Origin of the sequence: Gilliamella sp. wkB7 (assembly GCF_001693435.1) — a bacterium.
In the GTDB taxonomy this organism is placed as follows: Bacteria; Pseudomonadota; Gammaproteobacteria; order Enterobacterales; family Orbaceae; genus Gilliamella; species Gilliamella apicola_N.
The window spans coordinates 2,077,811-2,093,817 of sequence record NZ_CM004509.1 but is presented as its reverse complement, the minus strand read 5'-3'; the positions used below and the strand labels follow the sequence as shown (position 1 = coordinate 2,093,817).

13 protein-coding genes and 4 tRNA genes are annotated in these 16,007 nt (G+C 35.5%); 4 read left to right on the top strand and 13 right to left on the bottom strand.

The window, feature by feature from the left end:
* Positions 1–327 precede the first annotated feature (327 nt).
* Positions 328–1,866 (top strand): galactarate dehydratase, encoded by a 1,539-nt coding sequence (gene garD / locus A9G17_RS09265; protein ID WP_065739135.1) that lies wholly within the window; start codon positions 328–330, stop codon positions 1,864–1,866.
* A gap of 87 nt (positions 1,867–1,953) precedes the next feature.
* Here the strand turns inward: garD and A9G17_RS09260 are convergent, their stop codons facing one another.
* The gene (locus tag A9G17_RS09260) at positions 1,954–3,114 is read right to left on the bottom strand and encodes a sugar diacid recognition domain-containing protein (protein WP_065739134.1); all 1,161 of its coding nucleotides are present in this window, start codon (positions 3,112–3,114) and stop codon (positions 1,954–1,956) included.
* A gap of 90 nt (positions 3,115–3,204) precedes the next feature.
* On the opposite strand from A9G17_RS09260, the gene A9G17_RS09255 reads away from it, so the two are divergent.
* Positions 3,205–5,139, top strand: a complete 1,935-nt coding sequence (locus tag A9G17_RS09255) for an ABC transporter ATP-binding protein (protein WP_065738455.1) — start codon at positions 3,205–3,207, stop codon at positions 5,137–5,139.
* Between the two features lie 129 nt (positions 5,140–5,268).
* On the opposite strand, the gene nusG is transcribed toward A9G17_RS09255, so the two are convergent.
* The 11 genes from nusG to A9G17_RS13250 form a co-directional block, all read right to left on the bottom strand.
* On the bottom strand, positions 5,269–5,814 hold the full coding sequence (nusG, locus tag A9G17_RS09250; RefSeq protein WP_065602493.1) for a transcription termination/antitermination protein NusG: 546 nt from the start codon (positions 5,812–5,814) through the stop codon (positions 5,269–5,271).
* Position 5,815: 1 nt separating this feature from the next.
* Complete coding sequence (secE, locus tag A9G17_RS09245; protein WP_065738454.1) at positions 5,816–6,217, bottom strand: preprotein translocase subunit SecE; 402 nt, start codon at positions 6,215–6,217, stop codon at positions 5,816–5,818.
* 134 nt (positions 6,218–6,351) lie between these two features.
* Positions 6,352–7,536: an elongation factor Tu gene (gene tuf, locus A9G17_RS09240; RefSeq protein ID WP_065737967.1), complete on the bottom strand. Its 1,185-nt coding sequence runs from the start codon at positions 7,534–7,536 to the stop codon at positions 6,352–6,354.
* Positions 7,537–7,720: 184 nt separating this feature from the next.
* Positions 7,721–7,796 (bottom strand) — tRNA-Thr (locus tag A9G17_RS09235).
* A 3-nt stretch (positions 7,797–7,799) separates the two neighbouring features.
* Positions 7,800–7,874 (bottom strand) — tRNA-Gly (locus tag A9G17_RS09230).
* A 56-nt stretch (positions 7,875–7,930) separates the two neighbouring features.
* A tRNA-Tyr gene (locus A9G17_RS09225) sits at positions 7,931–8,015 on the bottom strand.
* A gap of 33 nt (positions 8,016–8,048) precedes the next feature.
* Positions 8,049–8,124 (bottom strand) — tRNA-Thr (locus tag A9G17_RS09220).
* A gap of 153 nt (positions 8,125–8,277) precedes the next feature.
* The gene (adhE, locus tag A9G17_RS09215; protein ID WP_065738453.1) at positions 8,278–10,974 is read right to left on the bottom strand and encodes a bifunctional acetaldehyde-CoA/alcohol dehydrogenase; all 2,697 of its coding nucleotides are present in this window, start codon (positions 10,972–10,974) and stop codon (positions 8,278–8,280) included.
* A 313-nt stretch (positions 10,975–11,287) separates the two neighbouring features.
* Positions 11,288–12,091, bottom strand: coding sequence for a tRNA cyclic N6-threonylcarbamoyladenosine(37) synthase TcdA (gene tcdA, locus A9G17_RS09210; protein WP_065738452.1), 804 nt, complete (start codon positions 12,089–12,091; stop codon positions 11,288–11,290).
* A 287-nt stretch (positions 12,092–12,378) separates the two neighbouring features.
* Positions 12,379–12,942 carry a hypothetical protein gene (locus A9G17_RS09205; RefSeq protein WP_065738451.1) on the bottom strand — a complete coding sequence of 188 codons (564 nt, stop codon included), beginning with the start codon at positions 12,940–12,942 and terminating at the stop codon, positions 12,379–12,381.
* 350 nt (positions 12,943–13,292) lie between these two features.
* On the bottom strand, positions 13,293–13,424 hold the full coding sequence (locus A9G17_RS13250) for a hypothetical protein (protein WP_256114196.1): 132 nt from the start codon (positions 13,422–13,424) through the stop codon (positions 13,293–13,295).
* 76 nt (positions 13,425–13,500) lie between these two features.
* On the opposite strand from A9G17_RS13250, the gene A9G17_RS09200 reads away from it, so the two are divergent.
* Positions 13,501–14,505 carry a dihydroxyacetone kinase subunit DhaK gene (locus A9G17_RS09200; RefSeq protein WP_065738450.1) on the top strand — a complete coding sequence of 335 codons (1,005 nt, stop codon included), beginning with the start codon at positions 13,501–13,503 and terminating at the stop codon, positions 14,503–14,505.
* A 1-nt stretch (position 14,506) separates the two neighbouring features.
* Positions 14,507–15,136 carry a dihydroxyacetone kinase subunit DhaL gene (dhaL, locus tag A9G17_RS09195; protein ID WP_065738449.1) on the top strand — a complete coding sequence of 210 codons (630 nt, stop codon included), beginning with the start codon at positions 14,507–14,509 and terminating at the stop codon, positions 15,134–15,136.
* Positions 15,137–15,339: 203 nt separating this feature from the next.
* On the opposite strand, the gene A9G17_RS09190 is transcribed toward dhaL, so the two are convergent.
* Positions 15,340–16,002: a class II aldolase/adducin family protein gene (locus tag A9G17_RS09190; protein ID WP_065738448.1), complete on the bottom strand. Its 663-nt coding sequence runs from the start codon at positions 16,000–16,002 to the stop codon at positions 15,340–15,342.
* Between the last annotated feature and the right edge of the window lie 5 nt (positions 16,003–16,007).

The following is a 16,007-nucleotide window of genomic DNA, read 5'->3' as shown; positions in this document are numbered from 1 at the left end:
ATCATGAAATTTCATTGGGCAAAATTACAAAATATTAATGAAAATTACATTTATTAATATGCAAATACACAAATCAATGTTACGTTCTTCACAAAATTTTGATAAAACGGCATAATTTTGTGATATAAACCTACTTTTATAGTGATTCTTATGATATTTAGCCAATTTATATGCTAATAATTGTGGATATGCACAATGATATTTATTTTATAAGGATTTAAGATATAACAAATAGATTATTAAATATGTTATAAAACTTAAGTTGCTGTTAATAAATATTGATAAAAAATTAATTAGCATAATGGGAGTTAAGTAATGGAGAAGCAAATTAACAAACCACTCTTTATCAAAATTAAAGAAATTGATAATGTTGCGATTGTTGTCAATAACAATGGATTACCTAAAGGGACGATTTTTGACAATGGATTACAGTTAATTGAAGATATACCACAAGGTCATAAGGTTGCATTAAATGATATAAACCAAGGTCAAACCATAATACGCTATGGTGAAATCATTGGTTATGCCAAAACAGATATTAAACAAGGTTGCTGGATAAATGAAGCAGTGACACAAATGCCCACTGCTCCTGAATTACATGAATTAGAAATAGCAACTAAAAAAGTGACCCCATTACCACCTTTAGAAGGTTATACGTTTGAAGGTTATCGCAATAAAGATGGTTCCGTCGGTACTCGTAATATACTTGGTATTACCATGAGTGTTAATTGTGTTTCTGGAGTTGTTGAATATGTAGCCAAAATCATTGAACGTGATTTGTTACCCAAATATCCCAATGTAGATGCTGTAGTTCCACTGACCCATTTATATGGTTGCGGTGTTGCCATTGATGCCCCGGCGGCTATTGTGCCAATTCGTTCTATTCATAATTTAGCTAAGAATCCTAATTTTGGCGGAGAAATTATGGTTATTAGTTTGGGATGTGAAAAGTTACAGCCAGAAAGATTGCTTAAAGGTACACATGATACTATTCCGATTAAACTAGAAAATGATGACCTTGTCACTTTGCAAGATGAGCATGGTTTTAAAGCAATGGTTGATCATATTTTGCGTGTTGCTGAAAAGCATTTACAACGTTTAAATCAACGTAAACGAGAAACGGTGCCAGCATCAGAATTAATTGTTGGAATGCAATGTGGTGGTAGTGATGCATTCTCAGGCGTTACGTCAAATCCGTCTGTCGGCTTTGCTTCTGATTTATTAGTGAGATGTGGTGCAACAGTTATGTTTTCTGAAGTAACAGAAGTCCGAGATGGAATTCATTTACTTACGCCAAGAGCTATCGATGAAGAAGTTGGTAAAGCACTAATTCGAGAAATGCAATGGTACGATGAATATCTTGCTGCCGGAAAAGTTGATCGTAGTGCCAACACTACGCCAGGAAATAAGAAAGGTGGTTTAAATAACATAGTTGAAAAGGCAATGGGATCTATTGCAAAATCAGGAACAAGTCCAATTGTTGAAGTATTATCTCCCGGTCAAAGACCAACCAAAAAAGGATTAATCTTTGCTGCAACGCCTGCTAGTGATTTTGTGTGTGGTGCACAACAGGTAGCATCAGGTATTACATTACAAGTATTCACCACTGGCCGTGGAACCCCGTATGGATTAGCAATGGTACCTGTGATAAAAATGTCTAGCCGTAATATTGTAGCAGAACAATGGTTCGATCTCATTGATATTAGCGCAGGCGATATTGCTTTAGGTAAGGCAACCATTGAGGATATAGGTTGGCGACTTTTCCATTTAATTTTGGATGTAGCAAGTGGTCGAAAACAACCATGGTCAGATCATTGGAAATTATACAATCCACTGGCTATTTTCAATCCCGCACCAGTAACGTAAAAAACCAAAAAATACATATTAAGGTATTATTTAAGATAATTCTAAATATACATTAATCATAAAATGATAAAGAAGTGTATTTAGAATTTATTCGTTTCTATTGAGTTGTAAACCAATATACAATAATAGGCGATCATCGAATTTGGCTAGATTTAAACTAGTTAATTTAGCAATTTTATTTAATCGATATTCTAAAGTATTTCGATGAATAAATAGCTCATTGGCCGTATCACCATTTTGTACATTATTTTTAAACCACGTTTGCAATGTTTTTTGTAATACTCCGTTGTTGTCTCCCATCCTTAATTTTTTCAAAGGTAATAATAACTCTTCAGCTTGCCAATCATAACTTAAGCCATGTAATAAAACAGGAAGAATCAGTTCTTGATAATAATAATTACGTATGTTCGGCATTCTTTGTTTGCCAATTAACATTGTTGTTTTAGCGGTTTGATAAGATTTAACTAATGGATAAGGGTGCTGTTCAAAATAGTTACCCAATGAAATTCGAATATCTAAGTGAGTAGATTCTTTTATGGTGATGACTAATTGTTCTAATTTCTTTTTATGTTCCGATAGATCCCATCGACCATAACGATTTAAGGCAGGAATTAAAATAACTAATTCAGTAATAGATTTAATCGCAACTAAATTATGCTTGCTCACATGCTGTACTTGATTTTGTAGATGTTGTAATTCACTCATTGCAGTATCAATACCCAATTGACCACTATCAATTTCAATCATGCACACTACGCGTGGTAACTGTAAATTAATATCTAATCGCTTAACCCATTGCACCATACTTTCAGGCAAAACCTCTTTCTCAATTAGAGTTAGAATTAATTCTTCTTTTAAACGATTATCATAAGATAATTCCTGTAATAATTGTGTTTGTTCCATCATCATTTCTGCTGACATACAGACCAATTCACCAAATTGTCTAATATCCGATGGCTCACCTGTTAAACCAATAACGCCAACTATGCGATCATTAAGCTTTAATGGTAAATTGATGCCAGGTTTAACGCCTTTCAAACGTTTAACCATTGTGCCGTCTATTGAAACAACTCTTTTTTGCGATATTGCGAGTATTGCGCCTTCATGTAATTCCCCAATACGTTCTAAATCACCACTGCCAATAATACAACCGTCAGCATTCATTACATTGATATTACAATCAATAATTTTCATGGTTCTGTCGACAATCTGTTGAGCAATTTTACGGGTCAGGCAATAAGAATTCATTACCATATTAAATTTCCTATTATAATTTTGCATAAGCATCATTTTTTGTTAGCATAACACATTTTATATTGAATCATAGGTGACTTAGTCATGATAGTATTTGATTCCATCCAAGTTCGCCGCGGTGTTAATGTACTTTTAGATAAAGCTTCTGCCACAATTAACCCTAAACAAAAGGTCGGATTAGTTGGAAAAAATGGTAGTGGAAAATCTACTTTATTTTCACTTATTAAAGGTGAAATCGAAGCGGATGCAGGTACATTAACTTTTCCTAGCCAATGGCAACTGGCTTGGGTAAATCAAGAAACCCCTGCATTGGATATACCCGCTATTGAATATGTTATTGATGGTGATCGGGAATATCGCCAATTAGAAAAACAGTTAGACCTAGCCAATCAACAAGATGATGGTCATCAAATTGCGCTGGTTCATGAAAAATTTGACAATATTGATGCATGGACAATTCGCCCAAGAGCTGCAACACTATTACATGGTTTGGGATTTTCTAATGAGCAATTATTACTACCAGTAAAATCCTATTCTGGTGGTTGGCGTATGCGCTTAAACTTAGCACAAGCCTTAATGTGCCGTTCTGATTTATTGTTACTCGATGAACCTACCAACCATCTTGATTTAGATGCTGTAATATGGCTTGAAAAGTGGTTAAGCAATTATCAAGGAACCTTAATTTTAATTTCGCATGACCGTGACTTTTTAGATCCGTTGGTCAACAAAATTATACATATTGAACAGCAAAGTTTATTTGAATATACCGGTAATTATTCTTCGTTTGAGGTCCAACGCTCAGCTAAACTCGCACAACAACAAGCACTTTATGAAAATCAACAAGCTAAAGTTGCACATTTACAAAGTTACATTGATAGGTTTAGAGCTAAAGCAACCAAAGCTAAACAAGCTCAAAGCCGTATTAAAATGTTAGAAAGAATGGAACTCATTGCTCCTGCTCATGTTGATAATCCTTTCCATTTTAGCTTTAAAAAACCGGAATTTTTACCAAGTCCACTATTAATGATGGAAAAAGTTGTTGCTGGTTATGACGAAAAAATTGTGTTGGAACAGATTAAACTAAACTTAGTACCTGGTTCACGCATAGGGCTATTAGGTCGTAATGGTGCTGGGAAATCAACTTTAATTAAATTACTGGCTGGCGAGCTTGCACCTAAAGAAGGGCATATAAACCTTGCTCAAGGAGTTCAACTCGGTTACTTTGCTCAACATCAATTAGAATATTTACGCCCTGATGAATCAGCACTGTGGCATCTGTCTCGGATTGTTGATCCTAAAAATACCGAACAGTTGTTACGTAATTATTTAGGTGGCTTTGATTTTCATGGCGATAAAGTTAAAGAACCAGTAAAAACTTTCTCAGGTGGCGAAAAAGCTCGGCTTGTTTTGGCCTTAATTGTATGGCAAAAACCTAATCTGCTTTTATTAGATGAACCAACTAACCATTTAGATTTAGATATGCGCCAAGCACTTACCGAAGCACTTATCGGATTTGAAGGAGCATTAGTGGTCGTGTCGCATGATCGTCATTTATTACGGTCTACAACTGATGAATTCTACTTAGTGCATGATCATAAAGTTGAACCTTTTGACGGTGATCTTGAAGATTATCAAAAATGGCTTTCTAATGAACAAAAATTAGAGAATCAACCAATAGATCAAGAGGACAAAATCGAAAAAGAGGTTATCAAGAAAGAAGTTATTCAAAATGTTTCGGCTTTAGATCGTAAAGAACAAAAGCGTAAAGAAGCAGAGCGACGTGCACAAATGCAGCCATTGAAAAAACAGCTTGAGAAAGAAGAGCAAATTCTTGCACGACTAACGAATCAACTGCAAACACTTGAACAACAATTGGCCGATCCAATTGTATATGAGGCTGATAAGAAATCAGAACTAACTGAGTTACTCCTTAAACAGAGTCAATTGAAAAACGAGTTAGAAGAAACTGAATTAAGATGGCTAGATGTTCAGCAGCAGCTTGAAGAGTTTGAAATATAAGATAATAAGCGTCAATACGATAAAATATGATGCTTATATTATTGCTCGGTTGATAAATAAAAAAATCACAGAATTAATTCTGTGATTTTTTTTAACTTGTAAAAGAATAAATAAACTCTGATAAAAATTTTAGCTTTTTTCTACTTGGCTAAAATCAAGTTCAACAGGTGTTGAACGACCAAAAATTGAAACCGATACTTTTAAGCGGCTTTTTTCATAATCAACTTCTTCAACTACACCATTAAAGTCAGCAAATGGTCCTTCATTAACACGAACAAGTTCCCCTGGTTCAAATAATGTTTTAGGACGAGGTTTGTCACCCACTTGTTGTAAACGATTCATTATCGCATCAACTTCGCGCTGACTGATAGGTGCTGGTCTATCGGATGTACCACCAATGAAACCCATAGTTCTTGGTACACTTTTAACCAAATGCCAAGTTGCATCATTCATCATCATTTCTACTAAAACATAACCCGGGAAGAATTTACGTTCACTTTTACGACGTTGACCACTTTTCATCTCAACGACTTCTTCAGTCGGTACAAGTACTTCACCGAATGAATCTTCCATATTATGTAATTTGATATATTCACGTAATGATTGTGCAACACGCGCTTCGTAACCAGAATAAGCTTGAATAACATACCATCGTTTTTGTTGTGTTTCACTCATATTAACGTCCTATTGATGTTAAATAAAAGACTACTGAACGGAATAAAGAATCCATTCCCCAAAGCGCTAAACCAACAACCACTGTGATGGCGGCAACTAATAAGGTTGTCTGTACTGTTTCTTTACGAGATGGCCATACAACCTTTCTTAATTCTTTTCTTGATTCTTCTAAAAATAATATAAAGGATTTGCCTTTAACAGTTGTGAATGCAATAAATAAAGTTAATGCAGAAATCACAACAACGGCAATTATCCGAACGATCGTATTAGGTTGATATATATCATTAGGTCCAGCAAAATAAAAGTTGCCCCAAACAATAAACGCAATCAATACTAAAACTAAACCCCATTTGAATTTGTCTAGAATAGTATTTGTATCTTGACTCTCGTTACTTACTAGCATATAAAACCTACGATTATGTTATTTATAATATTATCTATTTTCCAAAATGCTCTTTTCCTAAAAACATTTTGCTAAACAGACCAGATAAGAAAGGGCATCAAATGATACCCTTTCTATGGTAGCTAATAATTTAACTATTTAATAACCTTAGCAACAACACCAGCACCAACAGTACGACCACCTTCACGGATAGCGAAACGTAAACCATCTGCCATCGCGATTGGGTGAATTAATGATACAGTCATTTTGATGTTATCACCTGGCATTACCATCTCTACGCCTTCTGGTAATTCGATAGTACCTGTTACGTCAGTTGTACGGAAGTAGAACTGTGGACGGTAACCTTTGAAGAATGGAGTATGACGACCACCTTCATCTTTGCTTAGGATATACACTTCTGATTCAAAATCTGTATGTGGAGTGATTGAACCTGGTTTTGCTAATACTTGACCACGTTCGATTTCTTCACGTTTTGTACCACGTAATAATACACCAACGTTTTCACCTGCACGGCCTTCGTCTAGTAATTTACGGAACATTTCTACACCAGTACAAGTTGTTTTCGCTGTTGGTTTGATACCTACGATTTCAACTTCTTCACCAACTTTGATTACACCGCGCTCTACACGTCCTGTTACTACTGTACCACGACCTGAGATTGAGAATACGTCTTCGATTGGTAATAAGAATGGTTTATCAATGTCACGCTCTGGTTCTGGAATATAGCTGTCTAATGCTTCTGCTAATTCAACAATTTTTTCTTCCCATTCTGCATCGCCTTCTAACGCTTTAAGCGCTGAACCACGAATTACTGGTGTGTCATCACCTGGGAAATCGTATTGAGATAGAAGTTCACGTACTTCCATTTCAACTAATTCTAATAATTCTTCATCATCAACCATATCGCATTTGTTTAAGAATACGATGATGTAAGGAACACCTACTTGACGACCTAAAAGGATGTGCTCACGAGTTTGTGGCATAGGACCATCTGTTGCTGCTACTACTAAGATAGCACCGTCCATTTGTGCCGCACCAGTGATCATGTTTTTAACATAGTCAGCATGGCCCGGGCAGTCTACGTGCGCGTAGTGACGAGTTGGTGTATCGTATTCAACGTGTGAAGTGTTGATGGTGATACCACGAGCTTTTTCTTCTGGTGCGTTATCAATTTGATCGAATGCACGAGCTTGACCGCCGTATTTTTTAGAAAGTACAGAAGTAATAGCTGCAGTTAAAGTTGTTTTACCATGGTCAACGTGGCCGATTGTACCAACGTTAACGTGGGGTTTTGTACGTTCAAATTTTTCTTTAGACATCGATTGTCCCTCAAATGTAATACAAATCGGTGGTTATTCACCACATTAACCAAGTATCATATTTAATTATCAACATAATACTAACTTAAAATTAGCTCTGAATAATAACAGATAAAGCCGTATAGTGACAAGCTTTAAAGCAGGCAAATTCGATATTTTTAGAAGTTTAGGAGAATAACAAGAATGGTGCTGATAGGCAGATTTGAACTGCCGACCTCACCCTTACCAAGGGTGCGCTCTACCAACTGAGCTATATCAGCAATTGGAGCGGGCAGCGGGAATCGAACCCGCATCATCAGCTTGGAAGGCTGAGGTAATAGCCATTATACGATGCCCGCATGTTCAAACTCGGCTACCTAAATGCTTCGATTAGCTATTGCTAATATTAGATTAATGGTGGTGGGGGAAGGATTCGAACCTTCGAAGTGTGACACGGCAGATTTACAGTCTGCTCCCTTTGGCCGCTCGGGAACCCCACCCCGAATCTTTATTAATTTGTCTACTTAGGAAAATGGTGCCGGCTGCCGGAATCGAACTGGCGACCTACTGATTACAAGTCAGTTGCTCTACCTACTGAGCTAAGCCGGCCTAAGTGCTGCGCATTATGTACTAGAACATTTAACCTTGCAAGCAAAAAAAACAAATTTTATTTTGTTTGCTTAAAAAAAAGTCAAAAAACACAAAAAAGCCTGAAATATAGGCTATTTCAGGCTTTTTTTGAATCAAAAATAATGTATTAAATTATTTCTTTTTTGGCGCTTTTTTCTTAGTAGCTGCTACGCCTTTGGCTGCTGTATGTACAGCAACATCTTCGCTAATATCCCCTTTATCTTGATATGCACGACCATAGTATGTATCAAGTAGGATTTGTTTTAATTCAGCAATGAGCGGATAACGTGGGTTAGCACCAGTACATTGGTCATCAAATGCATCAACAGCAAGTTGGTCCACTTGAGCCAAGAAAGCTTTTTCATCCACACCAAACTCTTTAATTGAGAATGGAATATCAAGATCTTTTCTTAATTGATCTAACCAACCAATTAATTTCTCAACTTTCTTCTCATCTTTGTCAGCTGCAGCAGTTAAACCTAAATGATCGGCTATCTCTGCATAACGGCTAACAGCTTGAGGATAACCATATTGGCTAAAGGTACCTTGTTTAGTCGGTTTATTGGTTGCATTAAAACGCACTACATTACTAATTAGCATTGCATTTGCCACCCCATGAGGAATATGGAATGCAGCACCAATTTTATGCGCCATTGAGTGACAAACACCTAAAAATGCTTGAGCAAAAGCGACACCTGCTAATGTTGCAGCACTATGCACTTTTTCGCGTGCTTGTGGGTTTTTAGCGCCTTCTTTATAGCTTGTAGGTAAATAAGCTTTAAGCATGCTCAACGCTTGTAATGCTTGTCCATCAGAAAACTCAGTTGCCATAATTGAAACATAAGCTTCTAAAGCATGAGTTACCGCATCATAACCACCGGCTGCACAAAGTGATTTTGGCATATTCATTACTAAGTTAGCATCAACAATGGCCATGTTTGGCGTAATTGCATAATCAGCTAAAGGATATTTTTGACCAGTTGCATCATCAGTAACCACAGCAAATGGTGTCACTTCAGAACCTGTACCAGAAGTGGTTGTAACGCAAATTAGTTTCGCCTTTTTACCCATATTAGGGAAATGACAGGTACGTTTACGGATATCCATAAAGCGCAATGCTAGCTCATCGAATTTTGTTTCAGGGTGTTCATAAAGAACCCACATGATTTTAGCCGCATCCATTGGAGAACCACCACCTAAAGCAATAACAGTATCAGGTTGGAATGATGTCATTGATTCAGTACCTTTTCGAACCACACTTAAAGTTGGATCGGCTTCAACATCATAAAATGTTTCGCAGATAACGCCTTGTGATTCTAATTGGTCAGTAATTTGTTTTGAGTAACCATTGTTAAATAAAAATTTATCAGTTACTAAAAAGACTCGTTTTGCGCCTTGTTCAACAACTTCATTTAAAGCAACTGGAAGTGAGCCTCGTTTAAAATAGATAGAACTTGGTAATTTGTGCCATAACATGTTTTCTGCTCTCTTAGCGATGGTTTTTTTGTTTAGTAAGTGTTTCGGTCCAACATTTTCAGATACCGAGTTTCCACCCCAAGAACCACAACCTAATGTTAAAGATGGCGCTAAATCGAAGTTATACAAATCACCAATACCACCATGGGCTGCAGGTTGATTGATTAAAATACGGCAAGTTTTCATTTTACTACCGAAATAATCAATACGATCACGGTTGCTATCTTGATCTGTATAAAGTACAGAGGTATGACCCATACCACCCATTTCTACTAATTTTTCAGCTTTTTCAACCGCTTCAGCAAAATCTTTTGCTCTAAACATTGCTAAAGTAGGAGAAAGTTTTTCATGAGCAAATGGTTCAGATAAATCAACTTTAGTTACTTCACCAACAAGTACTTTTGAACCTGCTGGTGCTTTAAATCCTGCTAACTCTGCAATTTTAACTGCTGGTTGACCAACGATATTAGCATTTAAAGCACCTTTATCGTTTAAGATGATGCCTTGTACCGCTTTGGTTTCTTTAGCGTTTAAAACATATGCACCATATTCAGATAATAAACTACGAACTTCATCATAAACAGAATCAACTACAACGATTGCTTGTTCTGATGCACAAATCATACCGTTATCAAAAGTTTTAGACATCAGTACTGAAGCAACTGCGCGTTTTAAATCAGCAGTTTCATCAATAATTACTGGTGTATTACCTGCCCCAACACCTAGTGCTGGTTTACCAGAACTGTATGCGGCTTTTACCATACCTGGTCCACCTGTAGCTAAAATAGCTGCGACATCATCATGATGCATTAATGCATTAGATAATTCGATAGATGGCTCATCAATCCAACCAATAATATCTTTTGGTGCACCCGCTTTAATTGCAGCATTTAATACAATTCTAGCGGCTTCAATAGTGGATTTTTTAGCTCTTGGGTGAGGTGAAAAGACAATTGCATTACGAGTTTTTAAACTAATTAACGATTTAAAAATCGCCGTAGAGGTTGGGTTAGTGGTTGGTACGATGCCACAAATGATCCCTAAAGGTTCGGCTAAAGTAATTGTACCATATGGTTCATTTTCAGCCACTACGCCACAAGTTTTGTCGTGACGATATTTATTTAAGATATACTCTGCGGCAAAAAGATTTTTTATAACTTTATCTTCAACAATTCCCATTCCTGACTCTGCAACCGCTTGTTGTGCGAGAGGAATTCGAGCTGCGGCTGCGGCTGTCGCTGCCGCTACGAAGATTTTGTCGACTTGCTCTTGAGTATAATTTGAATAAGTTTCTTGTGCTTTCTTCACACGAGCCATTAACTCATTTAACTCATTCATATTAGTTACTGCCATAGATTTCTCCTTGAAATATAAAAAATAAATTAGGATCGTTTGGCCTCTTCCTTGAAACTTTTTAGTGCTTAGACATAATACAAAACGAAATTGGCATTATCGTAAATCAGATTTGCGCTTTATACAATAATATATGAGCAAAAAAAGATTGTTTTTTTTAATCAATAGATATATTTAGGCATTTTAGAATGTAAATTAAGAAGAATATTTGCAATAGGAACTCAAAAGACAATTACTTTAGTAAAATCTTAATTGTCTTTTGGAGGTATTTATTTTAGAAAGATAAAATTTTTTTTAATTTAAAGTGAGATAATCATCCGTTACACAATTTGTTCAATACATAACTAACAGCAACAAAACCAAACGTTGCGGTTACTGTTGTTATCGCTCCAAATCCCGATTCACAGTCCATTTTTTTATTACTGTCTGCTTGATTTTTAGCAAAACAAATCTGACCATTTTGGGTTGGATAAGTCAGTTGTTCAGTAGAAAATACACACGGAATTGAATATTTACCTTTACTGTCTTTATTTAGCTTATAATCATTTTTTAACTTTTCGCGTAATTTAGCAGCTAAAGGATCTTGAATGGTTTTTGCTAAGTCCGCAATTTTTATTTGCGTAGGATCTTTTTGACCACCTGCTCCCCCTATTGTAATAATTTTTAATTTTTGACGCTTACAATAAGCAAGAACAGCCGCTTTATCACGAACACTATCAATCGCATCGACAATATAATTATAACGAGGATTTTGTTTAGTTCCCAAATATTGGCTAACATTATCAATATTAATAAAATCATCGATTTCATTGACAATACATTCAGGATTAATTTGCAAAATTCGTTCAGCCATGACGGATGTTTTAGGTTTACCAATATTAGATTTTAAGGCATGAATCTGACGATTAGTATTGGTTACACATACATCATCCATATCAATTAAGGTAATTTGCCCTATACCACTACGCGCGAGTGATTCAGCAACCCAAGAACCTACTCCGCCAATACCAATTACACAAACATGTGCCTGAGAAAAAGAAGTTAATGCAGACTCACCATATAACCGTGCAATTCCGCTAAAACGTTGAAAATAAGAATCTGAAAATGTGTTTTGCATAAGTACCATTCATCTATCAAATTATGCCAGCATACTAACAGCGCACAAATACAAGCGCAATATATTAACCAATCTCCATAAATGGTTATTATTTAAATAAGCAAAAATCATAAATAAATTTTTAACTCTAATAATTTTTGTACTATTTTTGGTATTTGTTATAACTCACCAAAGGTATTTTAAAGTTATCAATGATTTTTATGAAAAACTACATCATTCATAAACATAAGAACATTAACCATTATTGTGGTTAATTCTCGTCAAAATACTAATGCCAACATTAATTATTATTTAGCAAAATTTATTAATTCACCAACCAGTTGCTGTGGTTCAATAAGATTTACAATTTTACAAAAATCACTATTTTTAGCATTTAATAGATAAACTAATGATTTTATTGTTACTAAACTGTTAGCCTTATCAAATTGTTGAATCAGGATATAACGCCTGTTTAATTTTGAATCAATACCATCAATATATTTCACATTGTTATAAAGCTTGATTTCTGGTTTTTGATTACCTCGTGTTTTAGCTTGCCCAAGAAATATTTGCATGGCCTCTTGTTCATTGGCAACAACTTCATTAATAATTAAAATTCGTGCGCCATTCAAGTCATTACTATAAAGTGCGACATAATTATCAGTGAAATTTTGGATATGATTAGAAGTAAACGATTCGGTTTTCTTAAAATCGACAGAAAGAAATCGACTTTGCTCTGGTAACTGAAATTGTGGCGAGGCTTCATCAGATGATTGAATTGAAATTTTATCCGTTTTAGGTGCAGATAACACTTGATTAATTGGCATGTTTATTAAAATGCATGCAGTAAAGATCGCTCCAAGTTTTTTCATACTCTCTACTCTATTTATTCATTAAATCATCATGCGTTAAAGTCGATTATAACCTTATTATGTAAGTTAGCAATTTATATCAGAATCTCTTAACAAAAATTTTTCTAATACAAACTAAAGGGGTTTAATAGCCTTTACCTTATTGAATTCATAATATGATTTTTACTGAAACATACCCATAACCTGAAACTTTTTTACAAGCTAATATTATATTTGCTAAACAAGTGGTTGAAAGCGATTGCTCCCTATAATGAGTGATCAAAGGATTATTTTTGTCATTATCAGAATCTTTTAACAAAAATTTTTCTAATACAAACTAAAGGGTTTTAATAGCCTTTATCTTATTGAATTCATAATATGATTTTTACTGAAACATACCCATAACCTGAAACTTTTTTACAAGCTAATTTATATTTTGCTAAATGAGTGGTTGAAAGCGATTGCTCCCTATGATGAGCAATCAAAGGGATATTATTTGTCATTAAATGTATTCGTTTGGCTTTTTAGTTTTACCTACAATAAATGTCGTTAAATATGATTAATAAAGAGGAAAAATCAATGCGTAAACCCAAAAAATTACTTAACGATCCAAATAACGTAAGACAAGAAGTCATGCAAGGATTGGTATATGCCTATAATGGTAAATTAACAGCTATTCCTGATTATTGTGCTGTTTATGGTAACCATATATCAAACGATCAAGTCGTAGTTATTTCGGGTGGTGGTAGTGGTCATGAACCAACTTTTGCTGGTTTTATCGGTGAAGGAGGCATTGATGGTTGTGCGTTAGGAGAAGTTTTCACTTCACCATCACCAGACCAAATAATTGAACTTACCAAAGCGACTGAAAAGGGTAATGGTGTGCTTTTTTTATATGGTAACTATTCAGGTGATGGAATGAATTTTGATATTTCAGCCGAAATATTAGCGGAAGAAAACATCGTCACTAAAACTATTCGAGCAACCGATGATATTGCTTCAGCCCCTTTATCCAAACTGTCCGACCGCCGTGGTGTAGCCGGTATTATGTTTTTATATAAAATTGCAGGTGCAGCTTCTCAATTTGAAAAATACAATCTTGAAAATCTTTATCAAGTTGTTGCAAAAGCTAACGCTAACGTTCGCACTATAGGTGTCGCGCTTGATGGATGTGCCTTACCTCAGTCAAATAATTTTAATTTTGAATTGGAGGAAAATGAGATCGAAATTGGGATAGGCATTCATGGTGAGGCTGGATTACGTCGACAAGCAATGACATCGAGTGATGAAGTTGTCAAAGAGATGATAGATCGCCTATGTGATGATTTACCTTTCCAAACAGGTGACCATGTGTGCGTACTGATCAACAATTTAGGCGCTCTTAGTAATACAGAACTACTAGTGATAACACGCAAAGTCGGCATTGAACTTAATAATCGAGGTATTGTCAGTCACGATATTGCTGTCGGACATTTTTGTACATCACTTGAAATGTCAGGTTTTTCAATCACACTAATGAAATTAGATGATGAATTGCAACATCTTTATGATCTACCTTGTCAAACGCTTGGATGGAGAAAATAAAATGAATTTATTACAAGTACGTAAAATGATGTTATTTACCGCTCAAAAAATGGTCGAAAGCGAACCCGAATTAACAGCGTTAGATCAGATTGTTGGTGATGGTGATCATGGAATTGGGATGAAACGAGGATTTTCATCTATTATTGAGTTGCTACAAGATGAAAAATTTCAACCGACTGATATAGGTGATTTTTTTATTAAGATTGGCACAAAATTAATGACCAGTATGGGTGGTGCTTCTGGCGCTATATTTGGAACATTATTTAGAACTGGCGGAAAAAGTATTGCTGGCACAATGGAATTGAATTCTGAAGTCTTCGCAAAATTTCTTAATGACGGTTGGCAAGGGGTATATCAACGCGGTAATGCAGAGCCCGGCGATAAAACGATGGTCGATGCATTAGCTGCCGGGACAAAATCAGCCAATGAATTAACCACGCTTCCACTCAATGAAGCATTGCCAATAATTGCTAAATCAGCGATGGAAGGTGCAGAAAAAACCAAACAAATGGTTGCAGTATTTGGGCGTGCCAAAAATTTAGGTGATCGGACTATTGGACATATGGATCCTGGTGCGGTTTCAATGGCATTTATTTTAAAATACATGAATGACTATATTCATATGCAATAAAATTCAAATGTAATAAAGAATAAAATCCGCTGACTATCAGCGGATTTCTACAAGCGTATGGAGATCCAAAAACAATCTATAAATCCCCTATTAAACAACACAAAAAAATTCCTTAAATTAATATTATCAAAATAAATTAAAACATCTGCATTTTATAACGTAATGTTAAGTTATTACGTTATAAAATTAGAGAACATGAAACATTAGTGTTTAAATTTAATTTGTGCAGGATACGCCCAACTTTGCAACTCTTCGGGTGGAAAACCGCCAGGATCTTTACCATCATTAATAAGTAATGCGTGATAATAAATTTCGGCCATTTCTTCAATATAGGCTGCTTTTAATACGGCCTCATAAGGATCTTTATCAACAGCTATAGCGCCGTGTTTTTCCATTAAAATCGCATCAGCACGCTTAATTGGTTCAATAACACTATGTGAAAGTTCTGTTGTTCCTGGTCTGCCATAAGGCGCAACAGGAATAACACCATCTTTCAAATTAAGGATGGCGCATTCATAAACTACGGCAGGTATAGGTCTTGCGAGTACGGCAAATGAAGTAGCAAAAATAGAGTGCGTATGTGAAATAGCAAAAACATCCTCACGCGCCTTATAAATTTCAAGATGCATTAAACATTCACTGGTAGGTCTTAATCCTGAATCAGCTTCAATAACATTAGCGTCAAGATCCATGACCACAATATCCCGAATTGTTAATAATTTTTTATCAATTGTAGTTGGTGTTACAAGCACATAGCCCGTTTGTTTATCTCTAACACTTGAGTTACCCGCTTTATGTTTACATAATCCCCATTCGCTGGATTTTTGTGCCATATCGACAACATACTGCTTTTGAATCTCTAACATTTTAT

Bases quoted from the DNA above. Each gene is read 5' to 3' on its own strand.
- tuf (WP_065737967.1), bottom strand. From the start codon at position 7,536: ATGTCTAAAGAAAAATTTGAACGTACAAAACCCCACGTTAACGTTGGT.
- A9G17_RS09200 (WP_065738450.1), top strand. From the start codon at position 13,501: ATGCGTAAACCCAAAAAATTACTTAACGATCCAAATAACGTAAGACAA.
- dhaL (WP_065738449.1), top strand. From the start codon at position 14,507: ATGAATTTATTACAAGTACGTAAAATGATGTTATTTACCGCTCAAAAA.
- A9G17_RS09205 (WP_065738451.1), bottom strand. From the start codon at position 12,942: ATGAAAAAACTTGGAGCGATCTTTACTGCATGCATTTTAATAAACATG.
- secE (WP_065738454.1), bottom strand. From the start codon at position 6,217: ATGCTAGTAAGTAACGAGAGTCAAGATACAAATACTATTCTAGACAAA.
- A9G17_RS09190 (WP_065738448.1), bottom strand. From the start codon at position 16,002: ATGTTAGAGATTCAAAAGCAGTATGTTGTCGATATGGCACAAAAATCC.
- A9G17_RS09255 (WP_065738455.1), top strand. From the start codon at position 3,205: ATGATAGTATTTGATTCCATCCAAGTTCGCCGCGGTGTTAATGTACTT.
- tcdA (WP_065738452.1), bottom strand. From the start codon at position 12,091: ATGCAAAACACATTTTCAGATTCTTATTTTCAACGTTTTAGCGGAATT.
- A9G17_RS13250 (WP_256114196.1), bottom strand. From the start codon at position 13,424: ATGACAAATAATATCCCTTTGATTGCTCATCATAGGGAGCAATCGCTT.
- adhE (WP_065738453.1), bottom strand. From the start codon at position 10,974: ATGGCAGTAACTAATATGAATGAGTTAAATGAGTTAATGGCTCGTGTG.
- nusG (WP_065602493.1), bottom strand. From the start codon at position 5,814: ATGAGTGAAACACAACAAAAACGATGGTATGTTATTCAAGCTTATTCT.
- A9G17_RS09260 (WP_065739134.1), bottom strand. From the start codon at position 3,114: ATGAATTCTTATTGCCTGACCCGTAAAATTGCTCAACAGATTGTCGAC.